At 44.4% G+C, this 24,834-nt stretch carries 27 protein-coding genes; all 27 read right to left on the reverse strand.

Annotated features, from left to right (window positions below):
- Positions 1–107: 107 nt before the first annotated feature.
- A complete protein-coding gene (locus tag LJE72_RS13105; protein ID WP_229248046.1) occupies positions 108–680 on the reverse strand; it encodes a 2-oxoacid:acceptor oxidoreductase family protein in 573 nt (190 codons plus the stop codon).
- The gene (locus LJE72_RS13110) at positions 680–1,429 is read right to left on the reverse strand and encodes a thiamine pyrophosphate-dependent enzyme (RefSeq protein WP_229248047.1); all 750 of its coding nucleotides are present in this window, start codon (positions 1,427–1,429) and stop codon (positions 680–682) included. The genes LJE72_RS13105 and LJE72_RS13110 overlap by 1 nt, the downstream gene beginning before the upstream one ends.
- On the reverse strand, positions 1,426–2,496 hold the full coding sequence (locus tag LJE72_RS13115; RefSeq protein WP_229248049.1) for a 3-methyl-2-oxobutanoate dehydrogenase subunit VorB: 1,071 nt from the start codon (positions 2,494–2,496) through the stop codon (positions 1,426–1,428). The genes LJE72_RS13110 and LJE72_RS13115 overlap by 4 nt, the downstream gene beginning before the upstream one ends.
- Positions 2,471–2,710: a 4Fe-4S dicluster domain-containing protein gene (locus LJE72_RS13120; protein WP_229248051.1), complete on the reverse strand. Its 240-nt coding sequence runs from the start codon at positions 2,708–2,710 to the stop codon at positions 2,471–2,473. The genes LJE72_RS13115 and LJE72_RS13120 overlap by 26 nt, the downstream gene beginning before the upstream one ends.
- Positions 2,711–2,762: 52 nt before the next feature.
- Complete coding sequence (locus tag LJE72_RS13125; RefSeq protein WP_229248052.1) at positions 2,763–3,827, reverse strand: Leu/Phe/Val dehydrogenase; 1,065 nt, start codon at positions 3,825–3,827, stop codon at positions 2,763–2,765.
- A 321-nt stretch (positions 3,828–4,148) separates the two neighbouring features.
- A complete protein-coding gene (locus tag LJE72_RS13130; protein WP_229248053.1) occupies positions 4,149–5,570 on the reverse strand; it encodes a sigma-54 interaction domain-containing protein in 1,422 nt (473 codons plus the stop codon).
- Between the two features lie 210 nt (positions 5,571–5,780).
- The gene (gene spo0A, locus LJE72_RS13135; protein WP_229248054.1) at positions 5,781–6,629 is read right to left on the reverse strand and encodes a sporulation transcription factor Spo0A; all 849 of its coding nucleotides are present in this window, start codon (positions 6,627–6,629) and stop codon (positions 5,781–5,783) included.
- Between the two features lie 158 nt (positions 6,630–6,787).
- Positions 6,788–8,044, reverse strand: coding sequence for a SpoIVB peptidase (gene spoIVB / locus LJE72_RS13140; protein WP_396391016.1), 1,257 nt, complete (start codon positions 8,042–8,044; stop codon positions 6,788–6,790).
- A 319-nt stretch (positions 8,045–8,363) separates the two neighbouring features.
- The gene (recN, locus tag LJE72_RS13145; RefSeq protein WP_229248056.1) at positions 8,364–10,067 is read right to left on the reverse strand and encodes a DNA repair protein RecN; all 1,704 of its coding nucleotides are present in this window, start codon (positions 10,065–10,067) and stop codon (positions 8,364–8,366) included.
- A gap of 11 nt (positions 10,068–10,078) precedes the next feature.
- Positions 10,079–10,531 (reverse strand): arginine repressor, encoded by a 453-nt coding sequence (gene argR / locus LJE72_RS13150; RefSeq protein WP_229248057.1) that lies wholly within the window; start codon positions 10,529–10,531, stop codon positions 10,079–10,081.
- Positions 10,528–10,650, reverse strand: coding sequence for a hypothetical protein (locus LJE72_RS26270; protein WP_282437902.1), 123 nt, complete (start codon positions 10,648–10,650; stop codon positions 10,528–10,530). The genes argR and LJE72_RS26270 overlap by 4 nt, the downstream gene beginning before the upstream one ends.
- A complete protein-coding gene (locus tag LJE72_RS13155; RefSeq protein ID WP_229248059.1) occupies positions 10,643–11,461 on the reverse strand; it encodes an NAD(+)/NADH kinase in 819 nt (272 codons plus the stop codon). Before LJE72_RS13155 ends, LJE72_RS26270 begins: the two co-directional genes overlap by 8 nt.
- A gap of 3 nt (positions 11,462–11,464) precedes the next feature.
- Positions 11,465–12,274: a TlyA family RNA methyltransferase gene (locus LJE72_RS13160; RefSeq protein WP_229248060.1), complete on the reverse strand. Its 810-nt coding sequence runs from the start codon at positions 12,272–12,274 to the stop codon at positions 11,465–11,467.
- Positions 12,275–12,309: 35 nt separating this feature from the next.
- Positions 12,310–14,196, reverse strand: coding sequence for a 1-deoxy-D-xylulose-5-phosphate synthase (dxs, locus tag LJE72_RS13165; protein ID WP_229248062.1), 1,887 nt, complete (start codon positions 14,194–14,196; stop codon positions 12,310–12,312).
- Between the two features lie 61 nt (positions 14,197–14,257).
- The gene (locus LJE72_RS13170) at positions 14,258–14,698 is read right to left on the reverse strand and encodes a divergent PAP2 family protein (protein ID WP_229248063.1); all 441 of its coding nucleotides are present in this window, start codon (positions 14,696–14,698) and stop codon (positions 14,258–14,260) included.
- Between the two features lie 14 nt (positions 14,699–14,712).
- A complete protein-coding gene (locus tag LJE72_RS13175; protein ID WP_229248064.1) occupies positions 14,713–15,579 on the reverse strand; it encodes a polyprenyl synthetase family protein in 867 nt (288 codons plus the stop codon).
- A 9-nt stretch (positions 15,580–15,588) separates the two neighbouring features.
- Complete coding sequence (xseB, locus tag LJE72_RS13180) at positions 15,589–15,888, reverse strand: exodeoxyribonuclease VII small subunit (RefSeq protein ID WP_229248065.1); 300 nt, start codon at positions 15,886–15,888, stop codon at positions 15,589–15,591.
- Between the two features lie 3 nt (positions 15,889–15,891).
- Entirely contained in the window at positions 15,892–17,094 is a 1,203-nt protein-coding gene (gene xseA, locus LJE72_RS13185; protein ID WP_229248066.1) for an exodeoxyribonuclease VII large subunit, read from the reverse strand.
- A 333-nt stretch (positions 17,095–17,427) separates the two neighbouring features.
- On the reverse strand, positions 17,428–18,063 hold the full coding sequence (locus LJE72_RS13190; protein WP_229248067.1) for a cyclodeaminase/cyclohydrolase family protein: 636 nt from the start codon (positions 18,061–18,063) through the stop codon (positions 17,428–17,430).
- Complete coding sequence (locus tag LJE72_RS13195) at positions 18,063–18,914, reverse strand: bifunctional 5,10-methylenetetrahydrofolate dehydrogenase/5,10-methenyltetrahydrofolate cyclohydrolase (RefSeq protein WP_229248068.1); 852 nt, start codon at positions 18,912–18,914, stop codon at positions 18,063–18,065. Before LJE72_RS13195 ends, LJE72_RS13190 begins: the two co-directional genes overlap by 1 nt.
- A gap of 108 nt (positions 18,915–19,022) precedes the next feature.
- Complete coding sequence (gene gltA, locus LJE72_RS13200) at positions 19,023–20,435, reverse strand: NADPH-dependent glutamate synthase (RefSeq protein ID WP_229248069.1); 1,413 nt, start codon at positions 20,433–20,435, stop codon at positions 19,023–19,025.
- Positions 20,435–21,277 (reverse strand): sulfide/dihydroorotate dehydrogenase-like FAD/NAD-binding protein, encoded by an 843-nt coding sequence (locus LJE72_RS13205; protein ID WP_229248070.1) that lies wholly within the window; start codon positions 21,275–21,277, stop codon positions 20,435–20,437. Before LJE72_RS13205 ends, gltA begins: the two co-directional genes overlap by 1 nt.
- Before the next feature lie 114 nt (positions 21,278–21,391).
- Positions 21,392–21,853 (reverse strand): transcription antitermination factor NusB, encoded by a 462-nt coding sequence (gene nusB / locus LJE72_RS13210; RefSeq protein ID WP_229248071.1) that lies wholly within the window; start codon positions 21,851–21,853, stop codon positions 21,392–21,394.
- Between the two features lie 47 nt (positions 21,854–21,900).
- Positions 21,901–22,134 (reverse strand): DUF2273 domain-containing protein, encoded by a 234-nt coding sequence (locus LJE72_RS13215; RefSeq protein WP_396391023.1) that lies wholly within the window; start codon positions 22,132–22,134, stop codon positions 21,901–21,903.
- A gap of 11 nt (positions 22,135–22,145) precedes the next feature.
- Positions 22,146–22,661 carry an alkaline shock response membrane anchor protein AmaP gene (gene amaP, locus LJE72_RS13220; RefSeq protein WP_229248075.1) on the reverse strand — a complete coding sequence of 172 codons (516 nt, stop codon included), beginning with the start codon at positions 22,659–22,661 and terminating at the stop codon, positions 22,146–22,148.
- 156 nt (positions 22,662–22,817) lie between these two features.
- Positions 22,818–23,213, reverse strand: coding sequence for an Asp23/Gls24 family envelope stress response protein (locus LJE72_RS13225; RefSeq protein WP_229248076.1), 396 nt, complete (start codon positions 23,211–23,213; stop codon positions 22,818–22,820).
- 263 nt (positions 23,214–23,476) lie between these two features.
- Complete coding sequence (gene accC / locus LJE72_RS13230) at positions 23,477–24,823, reverse strand: acetyl-CoA carboxylase biotin carboxylase subunit (protein WP_229248077.1); 1,347 nt, start codon at positions 24,821–24,823, stop codon at positions 23,477–23,479.
- Between the last annotated feature and the right edge of the window lie 11 nt (positions 24,824–24,834).

Consider the following 24,834-nt stretch of genomic DNA (forward strand, 5'->3'; position numbering starts at 1 on the left):
GACTCCTTTACTTATTTTACCCTATGTACTGTCCATAATGCCAAGAAAAATAAAGAAAACAAAAAAGCAGTTAGTTGAAAAGACAACCAACTGCTTTCACCCCTTGATCAACCGCAAGATCTAAAATGGAGGAACTCTCTTCCTTTAGCCAACTCTATCCCTGTCTCAAGGGCCTTACGGTTCAGGGGAATAAGATTATGTCTGTACTCCGGCAGGACTTTCTTCAAAGCCCCAATTACGGATTCCAGGCTCACAGCACGGGTCATCTCGACAAAAGCGCCGAGAATAATCATATTTGAAACTCGATTATTTCCTAATATTTCACGACCCAGTTCAGTTACAGGGATTTTCGAAACCTGAAGATCTTGGCGCTTGGGCTCAATGTCGATCAGTGACGAGTTAATGAGTAATCGTCCTCCGGGTTTGACATTCTGTTCAAACTTTTCAAGGGAGGGACGATTCAGAACTATCAGCGTATCCGGTTCGGTAATGATGGGAGAACTTACCTCTTCATCTGAGATGGTGACAGAACAGTTGGCCGTTCCGCCGCGCATTTCCGGGCCGTAGGAGGGAATCCAACTTACGTGTTTTCCTTCGACGAGGCCCGCATAAGCAAGAAGCTGTCCCATGGACATAACCCCTTGCCCTCCAAAGCCTGCCAAGATAATTTCTTGCAACATCAGACATTCACCCCTTCTGCCATTTTTTTGACCCCGAGCGGGTAAACAGGAATCATATTATCGACTAACCATCTTAAGGATTCTTTAGGTGTGCACCCCCAGTTCGTAGGACAGGTAGATAAGATTTCAACTAAAGTGAACCCGATACCAGCCATCTGAAATTTAAAGGCAGTCTTAATTGCTTTTTTTGCTTCGGACACTTCTTGGGGGGTGTGCACAGACACCCTGGCAATATAAGCCGGCCCATCCAGAGTCGCTAACATTTCCGATACTCTGATAGGATACCCTTGGGGAGCGGCATCTCTGCCTTGAGGAGAAGTCATGCTTACTTGCTTCAGCAGAGTTGTAGGGGCCATTTGCCCACCGGTCATACCATAAATGGCATTATTCACGAAAATCGTTGTGATTTTCTCACCCCGGGCAGCGGCATGCACAATTTCTGCAGTACCAATGGCAGCCAGATCCCCATCACCCTGATACGTAAAAACTATTTTTTGGGGATGAACTCGTTTTATTCCCGTAGCAACAGCCGGTGCCCTGCCATGAGCCGCTTGTTGCATATCTAGATTAAAGTAGTTATAGGCCAAGACAGAGCACCCTACGGGAGATACGCCAATGGTTTCTTCCCTGACTCCCAGTTCATCAATCACTTCAGCCACCAGGCGGTGAATAATGCCGTGCGTACAGCCTGGGCAATAGTGAGTCTTGGCTGAGGTTAATGCTTCCGGTCGATCAAAAACTGTTATCATGGGTTTTTACCTGCCTTTCCGCTATTGACCAAACGTTTAACTTCCTCAAGAACTGCGCGAGTGCCAGGAACCATGCCCCCGACACGCCCATACAAGTGGACCGGAACTTTAAACTCAAGGTTATAGCGAATGTCTTCTACAAGTTGCCCCATGCTCATCTCGACAGTGAGGACACATTCAGCTTTTTTACAGGCCTCCTGCAGAGCGACTTTCGGGAAAGGAAATAAGGAAATGGGTCGGAACAACCCTGCCTTGATTCCTTGGGCCCTTGCTTGATCTACAACCGCTTTAGCTATCCTGGCCGAAGTGCCGTAACCCACCAAGATCAGTTCAGCATCATTCGTCTGATAGCTTTCCCAGAGCACTTCTTTGCTCATTCGGTCATACTTTTGCTGCAAATGATGGTTGTGCTTTTCAAGTTCTGCTGGATCAAGAAATAATGAGTTAATTATATTGGGGTTTCGCCCCTTGGCACCGGTCGTTGCCCAGGGTTTCTCCTGTCTGAGAGTTTCTTTTTCTTCCGAGAATTCAACGGGCTCCATCATTTGTCCGAGAATGCCATCCCCTAAAATCATAACGGGATTACGGTATTCATCGGCAAGGTCAAAGGCTTTCTCCATCAGATCGACCATTTCCTGAACGGTGGCCGGGGCGAGGACCAGCAATCTATAGTCCCCATGCCCACCCCCTTTGACTGCTTGGAAATAGTCGGATTGGGCAGGCTGAATGCCGCCAAGTCCCGGTCCCCCTCGTTGGATATTTACAATGACACAAGGGAGCTCTGCCCCCGCCATATAAGTGATTCCCTCCTGTTTAAGGCTGATTCCCGGGCCGGATGAGGACGTCATTACTCGTGCCCCGGCACCCGCAGCACCGTAGACCATATTAATGGCTGCAATCTCAGACTCTGCTTGAACAAATACTCCTCCGACTTCCGGAAGACGTTTCGCGAGATACTGGGGAATTTCATTTTGCGGAGTGATGGGATACCCGAAAAAATAACGGCAACCGGCGTCAATCGCCGCCTCTGCTAAAGCCTCATTACCCTTCATTAGTACCTTCGCCATTATTCTTCTCCTCCTTTCGTACTGTGATTGCGACATCCGGACACATTCTGGCACAAAAGCCACAAGAAATGCACTTTTCTTGATCTGCCACGGTGGCCGGGTGAAAGCCCATGGCATTCAAATGATCGACCATAATTACAATATGTTTCGGACAAGCCTCCACACAAAGCTCACACCCTTTACAGCGGTCTTCATCAAACTCAACTCTCAGCATAAAAGCTCCTCCTTGTCTGATTAAATTCCGACCAATCAACGTTGACGAGTGCTTAGCTTAAGTAATTCGAGCGAATTCGTCCGATCCTCTCAATGCGCTGTTCAGCCATACGATCTGCAGCAATAGAGGTCGGTATTTTAAACTCTTTGGCGATTTTAAGGACTTTAGCAACATTGTCATAGACCTTTTCAACTTTTTTCAGGGCACGATCATAATTGTACCCGTCCAATTCATCTGCAACATTGATAACACCGCCACAATTAATAACATAGTCAGGCGCATAGAGAATTCCAAGTTCATGCAACTTGTCTCCGTGGTGTTCTTCTTTTAGCACATTATTGGCAGCACCCGCGATAATTTGGAACTTAAATTGTGAAATCGTTTGATCATTAACCACTGCCCCCATGGCACAGGGTGCGAAGATATCTGCTTTAACGCCAAAGATTTCATCAGGCCGGACAGCGATGGCTCCGATTTCATCAAGGACACGTTTTATAAGGTCATCATGAATATCCGTGACAATGAGTTTGGCACCCTCTTCGTGCAAGTGTTTTGCCAAATAATAGCCCACATGCCCCAGTCCCTGAATCGCAATTGTTTTTCCACTCAAGGAGTCACTGCCATAGGCTTCCATGGCAGTAGCTTTCATCCCACGCCATACTCCACGAGCTGTCATCGGGGAAGGGTCTCCGGAAGCACCGCTGGAAGATACTCCTGTCACAAAATCCGTCTCTAAATGTACCCAATCCATATCTTGAACAGTTGTCCCAACATCCTCAGCGGTAATGTACCGTCCGTTCAGTGATTGTACATACCGGCCAAAGGCTCGGAACAATTCTTCATTTTTTTGGGTGCGGGAGTCCCCAATAATCACGGTTTTTCCGCCGCCAAGATTTAAACCTGCTGCTGCATTTTTATAGGTCATCCCTCGGGCAAGCCTTAATGCGTCAAAGATTGCATCCTCTTCGCAGGCATAATCCCACATCCTTGTTCCGCCCAAGGCCGGTCCTAAAGTTGTGTCATGTATGCAAATAACGGCCTTCAGACCTGACGTCTGATCCTGACAAATAACGAGCTGTTCGTAATCGTACTTCTGTAAGTAATCAAAAATTTCCATTGTTTTTCCCCCTCAGGTCTTCAAAAATCATAATTCTCCTTATCTAATGCAATAACGCTGCCAGGACATTCCTGAAATCTAAAACCTCATATAGTAATTCACCTTAAGTAAAGAATTTTCTGAATTTATGAGGTTTTGGTTTAAGAAACCTCTTGAAAAAAAGACTGCGCCTATGAAAAATTCATAGTAATAATCTTGTCAGTAATGCAAAAGAATTCATGATTTGCAATTCTTGCATGCAATAATTTGCATGCAAGAATTGCGTACCATGAATACAATAAAAATATCACTCGAATTTCCTTCGTAAGCGCTATCATTTATTCAGCTAAGAGCATGCCGCTCTAATTTATAATAGAAATTGCGCAGTGACATTTTCAGGTCCTGCGCGGACTTTGTCTTATTGCCCCCATTTTTTTGGAGGGTAACTAAAAGTATGGCTCGTTCCCATTGTCGTTGTAACTCATCAAATCCCCCTCTTTCTTCGGTCGTTAACCCAGACTGTACCGAGTTGTCGTAACCCAGCTCCGGATAATTGACATTCGGATGGGCTAAAACCGGAAGATGTTGTAATTCCACAACTGTTTCTCCTAATCTCATATTAATAATTGCTCTCCCTAAAATGTTTTCTAACTCTCTAACGTTTCCCGGCCAGTGATAGCCCATCAAAATTTGTAACGCCTCGTCACTTACTTTTTCAACACAGCGTCCGTAGTCTTGATTGAAACTTCCAATAAGGTGGTGGACAAGTAAAGGGATATCCTCTCTTCGCTGTCTCAAGGGTGGAATAATGACCGGAATCACATTTAAACGATAATATAAATCTTCCCGAAATTTGCCGGCTCGCAATTCAGCTTCTAAATTTGCATTAGTAGCTGTAATCACTCGCACATCTATGTTAAACGGACGGTTATCTCCGACTTTTACAATTTCACGTTCTTGAAGCGCGCGCAAAAGTTTAGCTTGCAGGTTAAGACTGATTTCTCCAATCTCGTCGAGGAAAATAGTTCCCCCGTTGGCCTCTTCAAAAAGGCCCGACTTTCCACCGCGTTTGGCACCAGTAAAGGCACCTTCAACATAACCAAATAACTCGCTCTCCAAAAGGCCCTCCGCCAATGCTCCGCAATTCACTCGGATAAACTGCCCTTTTTGTCGGTCACTTGAGCGGTGGATGGCATGAGCAAACAGTTCTTTACCAGTCCCGCTTTCGCCGCGTAAGAGGACCGTAGCCGGCGTCACCGCTGCACGCCTTGCTTGTTCGATGGATGCTTTAATGACATCGCTTTCACCGATAATGTCACTAAAAGTATACTTTGCTTCCAAATGACGAATTAATCGTTTCGCTCTTTCCAACTCCTCTGACAGTTTATGGATCTCAGAGATATCGTGGAGCACGCCTACACTTCCCCTCAACTGCCCAGAAACTATGATCGGAGCGACATTGACAATCACCTCTTTGCGTTTAGGCCCCACTTTCATAAAAACGCCTTTAACAGGCTGACGAGTCTTCAAGACTTGAATGTGCATACTTTCTCCTTCAGCAATGTCTACGGTAGGAGGTTTACCAATGACATCATTCGCAGTCAGGCCTGTCAATCGAGTGTAAGCAGGGTTAATTAATAACCCAAGTCCCTTTTCATCCACCACTGAAATGGCATCCTGTGAGGAATCAATAATTGCGGAAAGCAGAATACGAACCTCCTGCAGGGTGTTTACTTTGGCTCTTAGCTCGTCAAATTCCTCCATATCAATTGCCCCTTCCAACTATCACCTTTGTTATGGATAAGTTCATTCTCTTTCTATCGGCAAAATCCTGCCAGCAATAATTCACTCAAGACTATTTGGGATTTCTCATTTTATTAAAAATAAAACACCTTTATTTGTACCCAATGCAGGTATAATAAAGGTGTTAATTAAAATTTTTACTAAAAATTTGTATTGCATTTTATATTGCTCTTAATACATTATTGACATGCGCAGTTTATCAGCCACCATTGCCACGAATTCCGAATTGGTGGGTTTACCGCGATCCACATTAATGGTGTACCCAAAAAAACGATTCATGAAATCCACATTTCCACGATCCCAAGCCAATTCAATGGCATGACGAATAGCCCGTTCAACACGACTGGGAGTTGTTTGATATTTCACAGCAATCATCGGATACAGCTCTTTGGTAACTGCTCCAAGTAGTGACACATCAGACACTACGTTTACAATAGCATCTCGTAAGTACTGGTACCCCTTGACGTGAGCAGGCACTCCCATCTGGTGAATCATCCTTGTCACTTCCACTTCAAGGTTTTTAGAGGTTGAAGGCAGTATCCCAGTGGAAATTTGTGAACTTGAACTTGAATTGGAATTAGCGTTTAAGACACTGTTTCGATTAGACACGGTACCGGAGTTTGAAGCAATATTTACGGAGCTTGAAAAATCATCTTGTAATTGGCGGATACGTTTACCTAAGATGTCTAAGTCAAAAGGTTTTAAAATGTAGTAATTTGCTCCAAGACTTACTGCTCGCTGGGTCATTGATTCCTGCCCAAAGGCAGTTAAAATAATTATTTTGGGTCTAAGAGATGTATTCTGAAGTTTTTCCAAGACACCTAACCCGTCAAGGTGGGGCATAATAATATCTAATAACACTACATGAGGTTCTTCCCGAGAAATTAATTCCAGAGCCTCATTTCCATGATATGCCACCCCAACAAGGCTCATATCTTCCTGCCGTTCAATATACTCCTTAACTACCTCGACAAATTCTCGGTTGTCATCCGCCAGTAGCACACGTATAGGCCTTTGCATTCCCAGGATCCCCCTCATTTCAGCCACATTCAATTTATATTTTCGACAATTGTTTAAATACTCCTTCTTTTCCTAAAGAATTTTACGATTTTTATTTTGAATTATTAAGAGCAGCCTTTAGAAAGGCTGCTCTTAAATATTAATTTCCAAGTTAATCTTTAAGCCGCTTCTCTTTTATCGACTTGAGAACTGTCATTCAGCATGTTTTGAATGAAGACTCCGTAACCCCGTTGACTGTCATTCACGAAAACGTGGGTTACTGCTCCGATTAGTTTCCCATCCTGAACAATCGGGCTGCCACTCATTCCTTGGATAATACCGCCTGTGACTTCCAGGAGCCTTGGATCTGTTACTCTCACAATCATATTTTTGCTGTCCGTTCGATTTTTCATGACACGATCGATATTAACAGCAAACTCCTCTATCTTTTCTCCTTGTATTACCGTGTAAATCTTAGCCGGACCAACTTTGACCTCCGATTCCCAACCAACCGGGATAGCTTCTTTAAAATAAGGATTCTCAATTCGTCCACTCATTTTACCAAAGATACCGGTCATAGTATTTTTTTCAATGGTTCCACTAAAAATAGAGTTAGGAACAAAGGAACCGATTTTTTCGCCTGGATGCCCTCGTTTCCCTTTTTCAATAGCATATATTGTTGAGGCAATGATTTTACCATCATAGACTTCAATCTTCTGATTAGTATCCGCATCGGTTATGACATGTCCTAAGGCACCATATAGATTAGTTACCGGGTCTAAAAATGACAGAGTCCCGACTCCTGCTGCTTCATCTCGAACAAATAAACCCATGCGGTATCTTCCAGTCTCAACACAAAAAATCGGATGCACTGTTTTCTCTACAACTTGGTCTTGATGCTTAAATAAAACATTGACAGATCCTTTTTGTTTTCCTGCCAGATTGATGGCATTGGATACCTCTTGATCCGTTTTAACTTCCTGATTTTCAATTTTCAAAAGGATATCCCCAACTTGGATCCCAGCTTCTTTCGCAGGGAATGAGTTCTTTCCGTTTTTGTCTACTACAGGCGCCTGTCCCACTACCATAACACCCTTAGTTTGTAAGGTTACCCCAATCGATTGCCCTCCGGGTATTAATTTTATGGGACTCATTACTTCGACTTCCCCCGAACTTAAGGGAAAAATCCCAAAAAGTTTGTAGGCTACATCCAGCTTTTCTGACATCTGAGAATGAGACACTCCTGAAGCAGTTACTGAAACTGTCTTGTGATTAGGTGAAGTTTTTTCTACTTGAATAATACTGGACCAAATACCTTTAAAGTTAGATTCCTCGTGACTAACTTGAGTTTGATGAATCTGAGGCAATTCAACTAACAGTTGAAGGAAGGTGCAAAACAAGAGACTGATTAATAATAAAACACTTCTTTTTTTCACTCTCTTATCATCCTCCACTCTATTCTCCCCATTGTATCTCCCCTTTTTCCTCGTTTTAGAGCGGTCAATATAATAAGTGAAGTGAAGGTTTTTTCGTTTGAATTCTAATGTTAAATTATCCAAATCACTTCTGTTTCATCCTGACAAAAGTGTTCCATATTCTCTAAAACAATGGCAAATTAGACAATATAAAAAGATTGCATAAAAAACTTTACGCAATCTTAAACCAAAACCCTATTTAAATTTACTTTTTTGAAGTACTTGGCTGACAGCTATAGGTTCAAATCTATCCTGAATTGTAAATTTTGTACTTCGTAAATCAGCCTCTCGCTTCGTGTATTATACCCCGAAGATTGTGGCCTCGAGCAGAGTGTTGCCGTAATTCTTGAGCATGTTTACGGGTAATTTCTATTTCCCCGCCCCCAAGCATTCGGGCAAGTTCTTCAACACGGTCAACCTCAGATAAGGAGTCAACTCGAGTTCGAGTCCTTTCCCCGTTGACTTCTTTAACTATACCATAGTGGGCCTCAGCAAAGGCTGCAACTTGTGCGGCATGTGTGATACAAAAAACTTGTTTATCCTGGGCGATTTTAGCCAACTTTTCACCGACTCTATGAATTGTTCTGCCTCCGACTCCACTGTCTACCTCATCAAAAATGAAGGTTCCAACCGACTCAACTTTCGCCAGCAGGCTTTTTAAAGCCAGCATCAAGCGTGACATTTCTCCTCCTGAAGCGACTTTTGCTAAGGGTTTAGGAGGCTCTCCCAAATTGGCGGAGAAATAAAATTCAGCTGTTTCTGCGCCACCCTTGGCAGGCTCCTCATTTGGCATAAACCGAACTTCAAATCGGCTTTTCTCTAAGGCTAAATCCGCAAGTTCAAGTGCCAATCCCTTCTCGATGCCCGTTGCTATTTCGCGCCGTTTTAAGCTTAATTCCTCAGCAACAATTTCATAGGCTTTTCGAGTTGTCTGTTTCTCGTTATGTATCTTTTCGAACTGCTCCTGAACATGAGTGATTTGATCCAATTCTTCAAGCATGCTCGCATTTTTTCCCAAAACTTCTTCAATCGTTGTCCCAAATCTCCGAAGCTTTTTGAGTAGAATAAGACGCTCTTCGATCTGGTCGAGTCTTTCCGGTTCGAACTCAAAATTATCACGATATGCCCTAATTTGTTCAGCTAAGTCTTCAGCCGAATAATAGACAGACTCGATTTGTTCATAAACATTTAATGTGCCATCTAAACGATCTAATTCTTGCAGAGCTTTGCGCGCCTGCCCTAACATATCAAAGGCTGCCGGTTTGCCCCCTGAACCTTCATAGAGTGCTCCATAGGCTTCAGAGACCAGACTGGTAATTCTCTCCGAGTTGCTTAGGCGTTTCTTTTCCTGAAGAAGTTCTTCTTCTTCGCCCGGTACCGGACTAACTCGTTCAATTTCCTCAATTTGATAACGAAGAAACTCTTCACGTTTTTGACGTTCATCCTCTGAAACGGATAATTCACGCTCTTTACGGATAATCCTCTGATAGGTTTTGGCGGCTTCATTCACCACATCCACTTCAACTTGGAGCCCCCCCAAGGCATCCAAAAGATCTTGATGGGTTTCGGGGCGAAAGAGAGAAAGATGTTCTATTTGACCGTGAATATCTACAAGCCCTACACAAAGCGAACGATAGAGGGTTAAGGGAATTGACCGGCCTTGTACACGACAGACATTTTTCCCTGTGGAGTTTATTTCACGAAAAAGAAATAATTGCCCGTCTTCCGCCGGATAACCAGCCTCTTCAAGCCTCTGTAAATACTCAGGTGCCAGATCATCGAAGACGCCTTCAATTCGTGCTCGTGATTCTCCATGCCGGATAAGATCTGTACTGGCACGTCCACCTAAAAGAACCCCTAGCGCGTCGATCAGCATTGATTTTCCCGCGCCGGTCTCTCCTGTAAACACAGTTAAACCACAACCGAAATTCAGACGAACTGTCTCCATTAGTCCAAAATTCTCTACGTGCAACTCTGCTAGCATAACAAAACCTCCTATCCGAGCAAGGCGCTTATCCGTTCCATGACCGACTGAACGGCCTCTTTTGGCTTAATAACCAAAAGAATCGTGTCATCTCCGGCGACTGTTCCAATGAGTTCCTCCCAGTTGCTATTATCCATCACAGCGGCTAAAGCATGTGCATTTCCTGGTATAGTTCGAATTACAATAAGGCTGTCAGTGTCATTAATAGAAACCATAGCCTCTCTTAATAAACGCTTAAGACGGTCTTGCAAGTTTACCGGATGATGTTCGCTGGGAACAGCATAGCGATATTCGTCTCCCTGACTGGGGACTTTAATCAATCCCATTTCCTTAATATCCCTAGAAACTGTTGCCTGTGTTACATCGAAACCTGCTAAGCGCAGTTTATCTGCAAGATCTTCCTGAGTGTGAATAATCTGCTTCGTGATGATTTCTTGAACCTTTATCTGGCGACGTGCTTTCATACACTAGCCTCCTTTCGCGATGCCCGATGCCGATGCCCGATAAGCCAAGCTCTGGCATTGTGCATAACCGCTCCTAATTCGCACCTCGCACCTTGTGCTTCTGCTTCGCACCTACTCATGCCAACGATCTCTTAGCTTTTCTCGAACGACCTGAGGGAAACTGCGCGTACCCAGCCGTATTAATAAGGCTTTTATCGGATCGGTTTTTATAATGACGGTTTGCCCTGAATAAATCACGATACTTTGACGGCCATCGAAAGTCACCATACACTTTTCTCCGTTAGCTAAGAGAATTTGGATTTCCTCCTCATCTGAGACAAGCATAGGACGAGCTGAGAGAGAGTGGGCAGCTAAGGGAGTGAGTAAGATTGCTTGGACATTAGGACTGATGATAGGCCCGCCGGCAGAAAGTGAATAGGCAGTGGAACCGGTTGGAGTAGAAACAATCAAGCCGTCCGCTGGATAGCTTACGGTAGGTTCTCCCGAAAGGTTTGCTTGCAGAGTAATGATTCCATCTCTGCCTTCTCTGGAAAACACAACATCATTTAAGACCCTGTAAGAAATTCCGTCCACAACGCCACCGTTAACAACTACATTCAACATTAAACGCTCTTGGATTTCAAAATCTTTACTCAGAATCTTTTCCAAAGCACCGTAAACTTCTTCACGTTCGATTTCACACAGAAACCCTAAGCGCCCAAAATTAACCCCCAAAACAGGGATTCCGAAGGAGGAGGCTTCACGCGCTGCTTGGAGAAGGGTCCCATCCCCTCCTAAGGATATCAGAAATTCCGCTTTATGCTTGATGATATCCTCCCACTCTGTTAAAACATCCCAGCCGCGAGCCCGAAACCACGCCTCGATCTTAGGAGCCAATGCTAAGGCTTCTGGTTTACTCATATTGCGCCACAAACCAACGATTTTTTCCATTTATTATTCCGTCTCTTTCTGAGCGTTGTGAACTACAAGTTCCAGCTCTGAATGCCAATCTATTCCCGATTCTTTTTGCAAACCCAACCAAGCCAAATATTCAATATTTCCCTCTGGGCCGCGAATTGGTGAATAATCTAACCCTAAGACCTGAAATCCTATACCCTCTGCTTGCCCAAGGACAGTCTCAATAACCTGTTTATGCACATTTTTGTCTTTAACCACGCCCTTTTTCCCGACATGCTCTCGTCCTGCTTCAAATTGAGGCTTAATTAGGGATACTACTTGTCCATCCTCTTTAAGAATAGCTATCATTGCAGGAAATATCTTCGTAATCGAGATAAAGGCTACATCGGAAACGATCCAGTCCACTTGCTCCGGCAAAGTGTCCGTTGAGAGATACCGAGCATTTACTCGCTCCATTGAGACTACCCGCGGATCAGTTCGGAGTTTCCAGTCTAACTGTCCATACCCTACATCTACGGCATAAACTCGTTTGGCTCCATTTTGCAAGGCACAATCTGTAAAGCCCCCCGTCGAAGCGCCTATATCGACTACTACTTTATCCTTAAAGGAGATTGGAAAGGCTTCCAGAGCCTTAGCTAACTTTAATCCGCCACGTGAAACAAACGGCAGGATTTCACCTTTCAATTCAATCAACGCATCTTGAGATAATTCCGACCCGGGCTTATCCACGCGTTGCCCTCCGACAAACACTATCCCTGCCATTACCATAGCTTTCGCTTTTTCACGACTGGTTGCCAACCCATTCTTGACGATTAAAACATCAATACGTTCTTTCCCTTTAGCCACTGTACCCCGTCCTTTTATCTGTGAGCAGAACTTTTTTAAGATTGCGCCACGTCACGAAACAATTTTAATCGTTCTGCTGCTTGCACGATTCCTTTTGTCGATAAGCCATGGACCGTAAACAAATGAGGAATAGATCCTTGATCGACGAACCCTGGATATCCCAAGCGTTCAACCGTTACCCCGTCAATTCCCTCTTCTTCAAGAAATTCCAAAATCGCGCTTCCCATGCCTCCTTTAAGAGAATGGTCTTCTATGGTGATTATTTTTTTTGTAAGCTGAGCGTAGTGTGATAAGAGTTTCCGATCCAAAGGATTTATATACCGCAAATTAATGACTGCAGCATCTACGCCGCGATAAGTTAATTCTTGAGCTGCAAGGAGACAAGTATTAACCATGGGACCAATTCCGATTAAGGTAACGTCCCGACCGTCTCTTAAGACTTCTGCTTTACCAATGGGGATTTGCTTTAACTTTTTATCCAGCGTCACGCCCTGTCCGACAGATCTCGGATAGCGCAGGGCAACAGGTCCGTCATGTTTTATCGCTGTATAGAGCATATGGCGCAACTCATTTTCATCTTTAGGTGCCATAAAGACTAAGTTAGGAATGATCCTAAAAAAAGATATGTCAAATACACCATGATGCGTAGGTCCATCATCCCCAACAATTCCGGCCCGGTCAATCGCTAAGACAACATTAGCCTGTTGCAAACAGACGTCATGCAAGACTTGATCATAGGCCCTTTGATAAAAGGTGGAATAGATGGCAACAACAGGCTTCAGACCCCCGAAAGCCAATCCTGCGGCAAAGGTTACGGCATGTTGTTCCGCAATTCCAACATCAAAGAAACGATCCGGTAATTCCTTGGCAAACTCATTAAGACCTGTTCCGCCTGGCATCGCCGCAGTAATTGCCACGATTTTTGGATTTTCCCTGGCAAGCTCACAAAGGGTCTCTCCGAAAACCGCCGTATAGGTGGGAGGAGCAGATTTCTTAGTCACTTTTCCGGTTTCGGGATCAAAAGGGCCTATCCCATGAAAGATATCCGGATTTTCCTCTGCAGGTTTGTATCCTTTTCCTTTACAAGTCACGACATGGACCAGAACGGGCCCTTTCTTATTCTTAGCTTGGACTAATACCTTTTCGACCAAAGCCAGATCATGTCCATCAATCGGCCCTAAGTATGTGAACCCCAATTCTTCAAAAAGTAATCCCGGTACCAGCAAATATTTTAGGCTGTCTTTGGCTTTAGCTGCTAACTTAGCAACCTGTGGTCCTATTTTGGGAATTCGTTTCAATAAGTATTCCAGATCCTCTTTACGTTTATCATATAGTGGATCTGTCCTCAATCGATTAAGATATGTAGACATTGCCCCTACGTTAGGAGAAATGGACATCTCGTTATCATTCAAGACCACGATCACATTTGTCTCACTATTTCCCGCATGATTTAAGGCCTCGTAGGCCATTCCGCCAGTCATAGCTCCATCTCCGATAACCGCTACAACATGATGACTCTCTTTGAGAACATCCCGAGCTTTAGCAAACCCTACAGCTGCCGAAATGGAGGTACTGGAGTGTCCGGTTTCAAAACTGTCGTGGGCACTTTCCCCCCGTTTGGGAAAGCCTGACAGACCTTTGTATTGGCGAATGGTCTTAAACTGTTTGAGCCGTCCGGTTATGAGCTTATGCACATAGGTCTGATGACCAACATCCCAGACAATCTTATCATGGGGGCTGTTAAATATTCGGTGTAACGCCAAGGTTAGTTCCACGACCCCAAGGTTCGGCGCTAAATGCCCTCCATTTTTGGAGACCACTTTAATCATTTCTTGCCTAATCTCCTGCGCCAGACTATTGAGGTCTGTCAGATCCAAACCGCGCAAGTCCTTCGGCTCATGAATTTTTTCGAGCAGTCCCATTCTTTTTCCCCCTCGTAATTAGGTCTAGGTCTAGGTTATATTCTAATTGCCCTTCATTTATCTAAACTAAAAGTCCAACAATGATTCCTACCATTACGCCCCCAAAAACCTCTAAAGGGGTATGTCCAATCAGTTCCTTAAGCCGTTCTTGAGCCATGTCAGGTCCATGGTATAAACGTTCGACTAACCGGTTTAGGACCTCTGCCTGTTTCCCTGCAGCCCGTCTCACTCCGGTAGCGTCATACAAGACAATCATACCGAAAACAGCCGCTACTGCGAAGATAGGCGAATCCCAGCCATAGTATTTTCCGACTCCCAAAGCTAAGGCACTCACCGTTGCAGAGTGGGAACTTGGAAAACCGCCTGAACTAAAAAAAAGTGAGAAATTTAGTTTCCTTAATAAAAACAGATTAATTGTAAATTTTAAAATTTGGGCTAAAAGCCATGCGGTTAGAGCTGAAATCAGAATTGCATTATGGTAAATCCCTGGAAATATCGGCATAATAACGACCTCATTTAATGTTTGCGTTCTTCAATATAGAATGCCAGCTCATTTAGAAAGCTTGCCCTTTTCCCCAATGGTTTTATGGCTGCCTGAGCTTTAAGCCTTTGAGCATGCAATTGGTGACCAGCGCCTTCAAGTCCCAGTAAAGAAACGTAAGTTGATTTACCCTGCCGAATATCGCTTCCGGCAGGTTTACCGAGAGTTTCGCTATCCCCAACTATATCCAAAATATCATCCTTTATCTGAAAGGCCAATCCTAAGGCTTGGGCATAATCCGTCAGTGCCTTGATTTGTTCCTCAGTACCTCCTGCTAAAATCCCTCCGAGCCGAGCAGAAACCGTCAATATGGCACCGGTTTTTGCTTTATGAATTTCCTCAATTTCATTTAAACTAAGGACTTTTCCTTCCCCAGCGACATCCGCTACCTGTCCGCCGACCATTCCATCTTTCCCTGCAGCAAGTGCAACCTCGCGAATGACGCGCAACTCTCTTTCAGGCTGACCAAGTTCTAAATTGGCCAGAATTTCAAAAGCATAGGTCAACAAGGCATCACCAGCCAGAATTGCCTGAGCCTCTCCGAAAACTTTGTGATTCGATAGTCTGCCCCTTCGATAATCGTCATTATCCATGGCTGGTAAATCATCATGAATTAAGGAGTATGTATGAATAAGCTCTATAGCCAGAGCGGCTTGTAAAACAGTTTCAGGATTACCTCCTACAGCCTCTGCTGAGGCCAAAGCTAACACAGGTCGAATTCGTTTGCCCCCTCCGATTAGGGAATAATACATACTCTCATTTAAACTGTCTTTATCCCACGGCAACTGAGCGAGAGATTGTTCAATCATTGTGAGATAACGTTGAAAGGTTTCCTTAAACACTTTTCACGTTCATCCTTCCCCATCGAAACTGGCAGGCATTATTTGTAATTGTCCATCCGGGCCTTCAAGCAAGATCTCCATTTGTTTTTCAGCTTGGTCCAACACCTTAGAACAATACTGAACGAGACCAATCCCCTCTTTAAATAAACTCAAGGCCTTTTCTAAGGGCAGATCTTTTTGTTCAAGGATTTTGACAATCATCTCCAAATGTTGAAGTCCTGTCTCCAGAGATGGTTCTTCTGTTGCATTCTCATTTATTTTATCTTGCACTTGCTCAAAAAGGTCCTCAGTCCATATATTTGTACTCATAGATCAATTTCCCTTCTCCAACACTCGGCAGTGTAAACTTCCTTCTCCTAAACGAATCCGAATTTGTTCATCGACCTCTACTTGGCTCACGGAGCGCACAAGGAGTCCTTCTGTATTATAAGTCAGTGAGTATCCCCTGCCTAAAATAGCCAATGGGCTTAGTAAATCAAGCTTAGCAGCCAATAGCTTTAGTATACCATTTTTATCAATTACAAATCTAGTCATACCCTCTTGAAGGCGTATTTGCAGGGCATCTAAACGTTGACGGCTCTGATCAATACGCCAAAATGGGTCTCTGAGAGGTCCCTTATTGGCGATTCCTTCTACATATTGACGTTTCCGCTCAATGAGAGTCCCCATAGCACCTGTTAGTCGAATGCGTAGTTGAGCCACTTGGAGCTGCAGGTCTAAGAGTATCGGCACCGCTAGTTCAGCGGCTGCAGAAGGGGTCGGCGCTCTGAGATCAGCTGCATAGTCTGAGATTGTCACATCTGTTTCGTGTCCTACCGCTGAAATAATGGGAATAACGGATGCTGAGATAGCACGGGCAACTATTTCTGTGTTAAATGCCCATAACTCCTCCAAAGAACCTCCGCCACGACCAACAATGATAACATCTACATCTCCATGTCGATTAAGTCGAGTAATTGCTTGAGCTACTTCCTGGGGAGCGGCTTCTCCTTGGACTGCAGCAGGAGCTAATATCCACGACATCCCCGGATGCCGCCGTTCAATAATATTAATGATATCTCGAATCGCAGCTCCCGTTGGACTCGTTACAATTCCAATACGCCGCGGCAAACGAGGTATACTCTTCTTGCGTAAGGGATCAAATAATCCTTCTTCAGCGAGCTTCTTTTTAAGTTGCTCAAAAGCTAAATACAGCTGTCCGAGTCCACTCGGCTCCATTTCCTCTCCGTATAGCTGAATGCTTCCATCGCGATCATACATCCGAATATTTCCACGAATCAAGACTTTTAAACCATCGGAGGGGATGAAGCGCACACGTTCCGAGCGACTTTTAAACATAACCCCTTTAAGGCTTGATGACTCATCTTTAAGAGTAAAATACCAGTGTCCGGAAGCACGATGATTTTTAAAGTTCGAAAGTTCACCACTGATCCAACAGTTTTGCAACTCCGTTCGTTCCTGCAGGACTTGACCGATTCGGCCTACCAACTCAGAAACTGTCCATATTTTCGGCACACCCTTCACCTCAATACCTATCATAACATAAAGAAATGGGGAGAGAAAATTTATTCAATGGGCGATGCGTAAGGTTCGAGGAACGAACAATAGCGGGAAATGACTCGTTCAGCTAAAAGCTGAAAATTGAGGCTGTCTCGAAAGCGACGAAGATTACTCTACTCCTGAGTTTAGTTGATATTCCTAATTATAGCAGCTCACAAGAAGTGGCGCCTGGAAAACAGATAAAACCTAGGCTTAAGAATAATACTTAGCCTAGGTTCGTTTCCATATATCCCATAAATAAACCTCAGAAATTAGTGCATCGCACTTCGAGCCTCGAACCTCGACAAACTACATACGGCTTTGAACAACAGCAACTGTCTCAGCACAAATGACTGCGGCCTGCTCAAAGAGTCTGGCTCGTTCTGCCTTAACCCGCTCTTGATACGCAACGTCTTTAATTCCAGGCAGGTTAATATCAACACTGAGCATTGCTGATTTCAGAGCACTCTCTGCTAAGTAAGCGGACACACCAACATCACTGATCGCTCCCTTGTTTCCGATGGGTGCAAGTTTCTGAGCTAATTGCAACACTCTGAAACAGTTTTGGGAAATTCCCAGTGGAGTATCCGTAGCCGACACTAAGACTTCTTGCATTTTCTCGGTGCGCAGGGCTTTTTCTTCATCAGTCCCTTTTGGCAACTTTAAGACGTCCATGAAATTCGAGAATTCAGCAATATCTTGACTTAATCCACTCTTTAACAGGCCCAAAATGGCTTCCGCTTCAGCCAAAATTTCTTTCGCTTGTGGTTCAACCTCTTTATACTTTTCCTTACCAATTGTGAGGTTAGCAACCATACAAGTCATTGAGGCTGCCAGAGCTCCGACATAAGCAGAAACGCTTCCTCCACCAGGTGTTGGAGAAGAACTGGCAGACACAGTCAGAAATTCTTCAGTGGTCCACTCCCAAATTTTGTTCGTATCCATCAGCGAACCCCTCCTTGCAATACGATTCCCTTCAGGACATTACGCATAATTAAGGCAGTGGTCAAGGAACCTACGCCACCCGGTACGGGAGAAATCAACTCAGCCACATCTTGAACAGCCTCGAAATCAACATCCCCACAAATTCCTCCCGGGATTTCATTGATCCCTGCATCAACAACAATCGCTCCTGCTTTGACCATTTCCTTTTTGATTAGCTTAGCACGACCTACGGCGGCAATCAAAATATCAGCCTGACGGGTAAAGGCTCCTAAGTCAGGAGTTTTTGAGTGGCAAATCGTAACAGTAGCATTGTGCTTGAGAATTAGGAAAACTAAAGGTTTGCCAACGGTTTCACCTCGGCCAACAATCACCACATGTTTTCCTGCAATTTCGACACCTGAGCGCAAAAGCAACTCAATACAACTTTGGGGTGTGGCTGGAAACAATCCTTCTTCACCGCTTAGAATATATCCGCGATTGATAGGATGAACTCCGTCTACATCCTTATCCGGGCGCACTGCAGCCATAACTGTTTCCTTCCGAATCCCTTTAGGAAGCGGAAGTTCAATCATGATGCCATGAACATTTTGATCATTGTTGAGTTTTTCAATCGTCGCCAAGATTTCGGCTTCAGGTGTAGCACTGGGCATGGTGAAGAGTTCAAAGGCCATACCTATACCCTCACAGACTTTCTGCTTGGACCTGGCATAAACTACCGATGCCGGGTCATCCCCGACTAGGATTACTGCTAATTTAGGCTGCACTCCTTTTTCTTTCCACTGCACAATTTCCTCACGGATTTCTTCTTTAAGAATCTTTGATACCGCTTTGCCATCTAATAATCGAGACAAAAGACACACCCCTTTCAAAATATTATGATTATTAAGCTTACAAGACTCCCACTTCTATGAAGCGGGAGTTCTGATGTTCAGTTAATGTTCAGCTTGAGCAGAACGAGTTTATTTTCCTTTGAGATATTCGTCAATACCTGCCGCAGCCTTCTTACCGGCACCCATAGCCAAAATAACCGTTGCGGCACCGGTAACGATGTCACCGCCTGCAAAAACGCCTGGTTTTGAAGTCACCAATGTTTCCGGATCTGCGACGATGTTGCCTCGCTTGTTTAGCTCCAAACCCGGGGTAGATGTCGTTACCAGAGGATTTGGACCTTGTCCGATGGCAACTACTACCGTGTCCATGGGAATTTCAAATTCTGATCCTTTTATAGCAACCGGAGCACGTCGTCCTGAAGCATCCGGCTCTCCGAGTTCGTAGCGCAAGCAGGTCAGGCTTTTTACCCATCCACGCTCGTCCCCTTCGATAGCAACAGGATTTGTTAGCAGACGGAATTGGATACCTTCTTCTTCCGCATGTTCAAGCTCTTCTTTACGGGCTGGCATCTCATCACGAGAACGACGATAGATGATATAAACATTTTCTGCACCCAAGCGCAAGGCGGTACGAGCAGAATCCATCGCCACATTCCCTGCACCTAACACAGCGACATTCTTTCCGACTTTTACAGGGGTGGCGTACTCAGGGAACTTATAACCCTTCATCAAATTTGTCCGGGTTAAAAACTCATTGGCGGAATAAACCCCATTTAAATTTTCTCCGGGGATATCCATAAAGTAGGGAAGTCCGGCACCGGTACCGATAAATACCGCATCGTATCCGTTTTCCATAAGTTCATCGACGGAGGTGATTTTACCTACCACCTGATTCGTCAGGATTTCTACGCCCATTTGCTTAAGGTTATCAATTTCTGTTTGCACAATCTCTTTTGGCAGACGGAACTGAGGAATTCCATACATCAATACGCCTCCGGCAACGTGCAATGCTTCAAAAACAGTCACAGCATGCCCCGCTTTCGCCAAGTCTCCGGCGCATGCTAATCCTGCAGGCCCTGCACCGATGATGGCGACACGCTTACCGCTCGACTGGGGTTTCACAACCTCAGATTTACCCGATTGCATGCCAAAATCAGCCGCAAAGCGCTCTAGTCGCCCAATAGCCACCGACTCCCCTTTGATTCCCAGAATACATTTACTTTCACATTGAGCTTCTTGCGGACAAACTCGACCACAAACCGCAGGCAGTGAATTTTTAACTTTCAGGACATTTCCAGCTTCCTGAAAATCTCCTTCTGCAATTTTCTTGATAAACTCCGGAATCATAACTGACACGGGACATCCTGTTACGCATTTGGGATTTTTACATTGTAAGCAACGCTTTGCTTCTTCTACAGCTGTTTCTTGTGCGTATCCCAAAGCGACTTCTTCAAAGTTATGTGCTCTTACCTGAGGCTCTTGGCAAGGCATATCATGACGAGGAATTTTTACTTTTTTTGTGCTTTCAACTTTCTCAGTCATTAGTGATGCCCCCCTTCATGGTTACATTCCAACCGTGCCTTAGCCCTGTTTTCTTCATCTTTATAAAAAGCGAGACGTTTCATAGCTAAATCAAAATCGACCAAGTGGCCATCAAACTCTGGTCCATCGACACAGGCAAATTTTGTTTCGTTACCTACACTAATTCGGCAAGCACCGCACATTCCTGTCCCATCAACCATAATTGGATTCATGCTGACAATTGTTTTAATACCCAGTGACCGAGTATAATCGACTACGGCTTTCATCATGATCATGGGGCCGATAGCCCAAATTGCCTTAACTTGATGTCCTTGAGCTAAGACCTCTGCTAATCCATCGGTAACAAATCCTTTAACTCCTTGGCTCCCGTCGTTTGTGGCAATTACAACTTCGCTGCTGGCAGCGCGCATCTCATCTTCAAGAATCAGCAAATCTGCACTCCTGGAACCTAAGACGGATATTACATGATTTCCTGCTTCTTTTAAAGCCCGAGCGATGGGATGAACGGGTGCAATACCTAAGCCGCCGCCGATGCAAACAACCGTACCATAATTTTCAATTTCAGAAGCGACCCCTAAAGGACCCACGAAATCCTGGAATTCATCCCCTTCATTCATGCCGGTAATGATAGCTGATGAATACCCTACATCTTGAATAACGATGGTGATAGTGCCTTTTTCTCGATCAAAATCCATGACAGTCAGTGGAATGCGTTCACTAAGCTCATCTAGACGAACAATTACAAACTGCCCGGGTTCAACTTTCGCGGCAACGGCCGGCGCATTGACTTCCAGCAAGGCGATACCGGTTGCCAACAATCTTTTTTTAACAACGTGGTACATTTGTCTCCTCCTCAATGTGAATAAAAATTCTCATATATTTTTTAATTCGAGATCTTTGCTCAATTTCCTTCAATTTTAAATGTACTGAAAAAATTGTAATATTCAAACTTATTCTTAGTTAGAGTTCGATGTCACTGTCGAAGAAACATCGACACTTTTCTGCTCTGCTTTCACTGCGCTCTCCACAATACGATCTAAAATCCCGTTAACGAATTTTGCAGATTCCTCTCCGCCAAAACGCTTCGCTAATTCAATTGCTTCGTTGAGACTTACTCGACCGGGTATATCCGACCGAAAGATAATCTCATAGGTAGCCAAACGCATCACATTTCGATCCACTTTGGCCATACGGTTAATAGTCCAATCCTGGGCAAATGAAGCAATGGTGTGATCAATCTGCTCTTGATGCGCTATTGTACCCTCTACAAGTTCCTGGGCAAAGTCTTTACTCGGCTCGGGGACGACAAATTCCTTAGCCCAACGTTGAACTTCTTCGGCTATAATAAATGGTTCTTTCGTCAGGTCCCTTTGAAAAAGCACCTGTAATGCCGTTTCACGGGCTAATCTTCGACTCAAAGAAAATTCCTCCCTAAGTAAGCATAATTTCTAAATCATAATGACCGTTAAAACTTGTTAAATTTTTTTTCTAACCAAGTTGAAATATCTTTGTGCTCATCTTGGCGCTTTCCTAAAACAAATCCCAGCATGACAAACAGGGCTAATACTAAGGTTCGCCAAAAGCCAAGCGTTACTAATAGCAATCCCAGTAAAAATCCTATTGATGTTCCGAAGAGTTTACCCGGATGGCTCTCCAAGGCCCAAACTAAAAACCGGGAAATCTTCTCTCCAACTTTCACCCAAAAGCCATTCATCGTACGCGTACCGATTGAACCTTTTCTAAGCGACGCACCAGCACTTTCACCTCTGCCACAATTATTCCAGTATAAAGCTCGACATCCTCTTTGACCTTGGTCAAAATCTCACCGGATATTTGAGGTATCAGAACCCCCTGTTCAAACTGACATAAAACCAAAATCTCCAGGCCTGCATCACGTTGTCTAAGGTTTGATTTCACTTGTAACACACCAGGCAACGCCATTGCACTGCGAGCAATAATCTCCTGCAACGCATCGTGTGAAATCCGAACATCTCCGCCTTTTAATGAGGTTCGAAAGGAATAGTCCGTCCTCGCAGGGGGACGCATAAACAATAACAATCCCAGCACAATTAACACTCCAGCCGCGATGATACTTTCCCAAGGGTTCCATCTCAACCAGTTAAGCCCTTGGGCAATTAAAAAATAAGGAAGCCCCCATCCTGTGGCAATTGCTAATATCCAAAGTGCCCCGAGGATCAAAAGGAGTCCTAAAGCATATGCCAACATCGTCGTCCCTTCTTTCAGAAACCCCCCCTGGTCTTTCCAGGGGGGGCCTTCTTTACACTAGTCAGAAAGTATAAGTGCAACTAGAGCTGCCGCCTGCGGCTGCAAGAAAGCTAACACGTGCGAAGACAGTGTCTACGGACGCCAGCTAAGTTTTCTTTACTTCAGACGGAAGTCTTCTTCTTTGGTATCCAATACCGGTTTAAAGTTAACCCCTTGTACATGGACATTCGCTTCTACCACTTTAAGACCGGTCATACTCTCAATGGCTTCTTTTACTGCTTCCTGAACATTAAGAGCTACGTCGGGAATTGAGACACCATACTCTACAACAATAAATAAGTCCACGGCTACTTCATGTTCACCGACTTCGACCTTAACCCCTTTGGACAGGTTTTTATTTCTCCCCAACATGTTCGCAAGGTCTCCCACGATACCCCCACTCATGCCCACGACGCCTTCTACCTCAGAAGCAGCTAATCCGGCAATAACTTCCACAACTTCATCAGCAATTCTGATAGACCCAAGGGAATTATCTGTTCCCAAATTTTCCATGCTCACACCCCCCTAATTCGAAGTTCGATGTTCGGTGTTCGTGGTTCGAATATTGAACTTCATACCTTGCATTACGTGCATATGTCGTGTTAGTACTCCAGATAAGTCAACTAAACTATAGATGGAGTTAACACTCCATCTATAGTAGTTTTCCATTATCTTCATGACGTTGATATTATACCAAATTAAGCCTGATCTAGCAAAGGTTATTCGATAAGCAGTTCGATATTCGAACATAGTTCATCGAAGATCGAATCCCAAGTTTACTCTCCCAGGATTCGGCGCTGTATAAAGTTTGTATATACTTCCCCCCGCTGATAAAAAGCATTGTCCAATACTTTTAAATGAAAGGGGATCGTTGTATGAATCCCTTCGATAACAAATTCTTCAAGGGCGCGCTTCATTCGAGCAATAGCTTCCTGCCTGGTGGCACCCCAAACAATTAATTTACCAACCATGGAGTCATAATAAGGTGAAACTGTATACCCTTGGTAGACCGCACTGTCAACTCGCACTCCCGGTCCGCCCGGAACATGGTAGATGTTGATCAACCCTGGGGAAGGCATAAAATTCTTATCCGGGTCTTCCGCATTAATTCGGCACTCAATAGCCCAACCACGCATTTGAATATCTTCTTGAGTATAGCCAAGGGGTTCACCGGCAGCTAAACGGATTTGTTCTTTCACTAAGTCAAGCCCGGTAACCATTTCGGTAACAGGATGTTCTACTTGAATGCGAGTGTTCATTTCAATAAAGTAGAATTTTCCGTGCCGATCCAACAAAAATTCGATTGTTCCGGCATTCGAATAGTTAGCAGACTTGGCGGCTTTGACCGCTACAGCACCCATTTCAGCTCTCAACGCAGGATTTATGGCACTGGAAGGAGATTCTTCAAGCAGTTTTTGATGACGCCGTTGCAAAGAACAATCTCGTTCCCCTAAATGAATAACATTGCCATAATTATCTCCTAAAATTTGAATCTCTATGTGTCTCGGTTCCTCAACATATTTCTCAAGGTAAACCTCTGAATTGCCAAAGGAAGCTTTTGCTTCGTTCTGGGCCGCCTGAATCGATTTACTCAATTCTTTAGCATTCTGGGCAACCCTCATTCCCTTGCCGCCACCGCCTGCTGAGGCTTTAATTAATACAGGATATCCAATTTCTTCAGCGACTGCTCCTGCTGTTTCTTCATCTGTGATAACATCTTTAGAGCCGGGAACTACGGGGACTCCGCCTGCAATCATTGTCTTGCGGGCCATGGCCTTATCCCCCATAGTTTCAATAACCCTAGGAGATGGTCCGATAAATGTAACATTACACGATCCACATATTTCAGAGAAGCGGGCATTTTCAGATAAGAAACCGTATCCGGGATGAATTGCATCAACCCCAGTTAATTCTGCTGCGCTGATGATATTCGGGATATTAAGATAACTCCTGGCACTTGCTACAGGGCCAATGCAGACCGCTTCGTCAGCTGCCTTTACGTGCAACGCTTCCCGATCTCCCTCAGAAAAAACAGCGACAGTCTCAATATCAAGCTCGCGACATGCTCTAATGATGCGCAAGGCAATTTCCCCACGATTAGCGATCAGGATTTTCTTAAACATTCTCTTTTCTC

The sequence above is a fragment of the Desulfosporosinus shakirovi genome (assembly GCF_020595055.1).
GTDB classification, from domain to species: domain Bacteria; phylum Bacillota; class Desulfitobacteriia; order Desulfitobacteriales; family Desulfitobacteriaceae; genus Desulfosporosinus; species Desulfosporosinus shakirovi.

What these genes read in the sequence shown, in the direction of transcription:
- LJE72_RS13105 (WP_229248046.1), bottom strand. Translation starts at nt 680, where the DNA reads ATGTTGCAAGAAATTATCTTGGCAGGCTTTGGAGGGCAAGGGGTTATG.
- LJE72_RS13110 (WP_229248047.1), bottom strand. Translation starts at nt 1,429, where the DNA reads ATGATAACAGTTTTTGATCGACCGGAAGCATTAACCTCAGCCAAGACT.
- LJE72_RS13115 (WP_229248049.1), bottom strand. Translation starts at nt 2,496, where the DNA reads ATGGCGAAGGTACTAATGAAGGGTAATGAGGCTTTAGCAGAGGCGGCG.
- LJE72_RS13120 (WP_229248051.1), bottom strand. Translation starts at nt 2,710, where the DNA reads ATGCTGAGAGTTGAGTTTGATGAAGACCGCTGTAAAGGGTGTGAGCTT.
- LJE72_RS13125 (WP_229248052.1), bottom strand. Translation starts at nt 3,827, where the DNA reads ATGGAAATTTTTGATTACTTACAGAAGTACGATTACGAACAGCTCGTT.
- LJE72_RS13130 (WP_229248053.1), bottom strand. Translation starts at nt 5,570, where the DNA reads ATGGAGGAATTTGACGAGCTAAGAGCCAAAGTAAACACCCTGCAGGAG.
- spo0A (WP_229248054.1), bottom strand. Translation starts at nt 6,629, where the DNA reads ATGCAAAGGCCTATACGTGTGCTACTGGCGGATGACAACCGAGAATTT.
- recN (WP_229248056.1), bottom strand. Translation starts at nt 10,067, where the DNA reads ATGCTAGCAGAGTTGCACGTAGAGAATTTTGGACTAATGGAGACAGTT.
- argR (WP_229248057.1), bottom strand. Translation starts at nt 10,531, where the DNA reads ATGAAAGCACGTCGCCAGATAAAGGTTCAAGAAATCATCACGAAGCAG.
- LJE72_RS26270 (WP_282437902.1), bottom strand. Translation starts at nt 10,650, where the DNA reads ATGAGTAGGTGCGAAGCAGAAGCACAAGGTGCGAGGTGCGAATTAGGA.
- LJE72_RS13155 (WP_229248059.1), bottom strand. Translation starts at nt 11,461, where the DNA reads ATGGAAAAAATCGTTGGTTTGTGGCGCAATATGAGTAAACCAGAAGCC.
- dxs (WP_229248062.1), bottom strand. Translation starts at nt 14,196, where the DNA reads ATGGGACTGCTCGAAAAAATTCATGAGCCGAAGGACTTGCGCGGTTTG.
- LJE72_RS13170 (WP_229248063.1), bottom strand. Translation starts at nt 14,698, where the DNA reads ATGCCGATATTTCCAGGGATTTACCATAATGCAATTCTGATTTCAGCT.
- xseB (WP_229248065.1), bottom strand. Translation starts at nt 15,888, where the DNA reads ATGAGTACAAATATATGGACTGAGGACCTTTTTGAGCAAGTGCAAGAT.
- LJE72_RS13190 (WP_229248067.1), bottom strand. Translation starts at nt 18,063, where the DNA reads ATGGATACGAACAAAATTTGGGAGTGGACCACTGAAGAATTTCTGACT.
- gltA (WP_229248069.1), bottom strand. Translation starts at nt 20,435, where the DNA reads ATGACTGAGAAAGTTGAAAGCACAAAAAAAGTAAAAATTCCTCGTCAT.
- LJE72_RS13205 (WP_229248070.1), bottom strand. Translation starts at nt 21,277, where the DNA reads ATGTACCACGTTGTTAAAAAAAGATTGTTGGCAACCGGTATCGCCTTG.
- amaP (WP_229248075.1), bottom strand. Translation starts at nt 22,661, where the DNA reads ATGTTGGCATATGCTTTAGGACTCCTTTTGATCCTCGGGGCACTTTGG.
- LJE72_RS13225 (WP_229248076.1), bottom strand. Translation starts at nt 23,213, where the DNA reads ATGGAAAATTTGGGAACAGATAATTCCCTTGGGTCTATCAGAATTGCT.
- accC (WP_229248077.1), bottom strand. Translation starts at nt 24,823, where the DNA reads ATGTTTAAGAAAATCCTGATCGCTAATCGTGGGGAAATTGCCTTGCGC.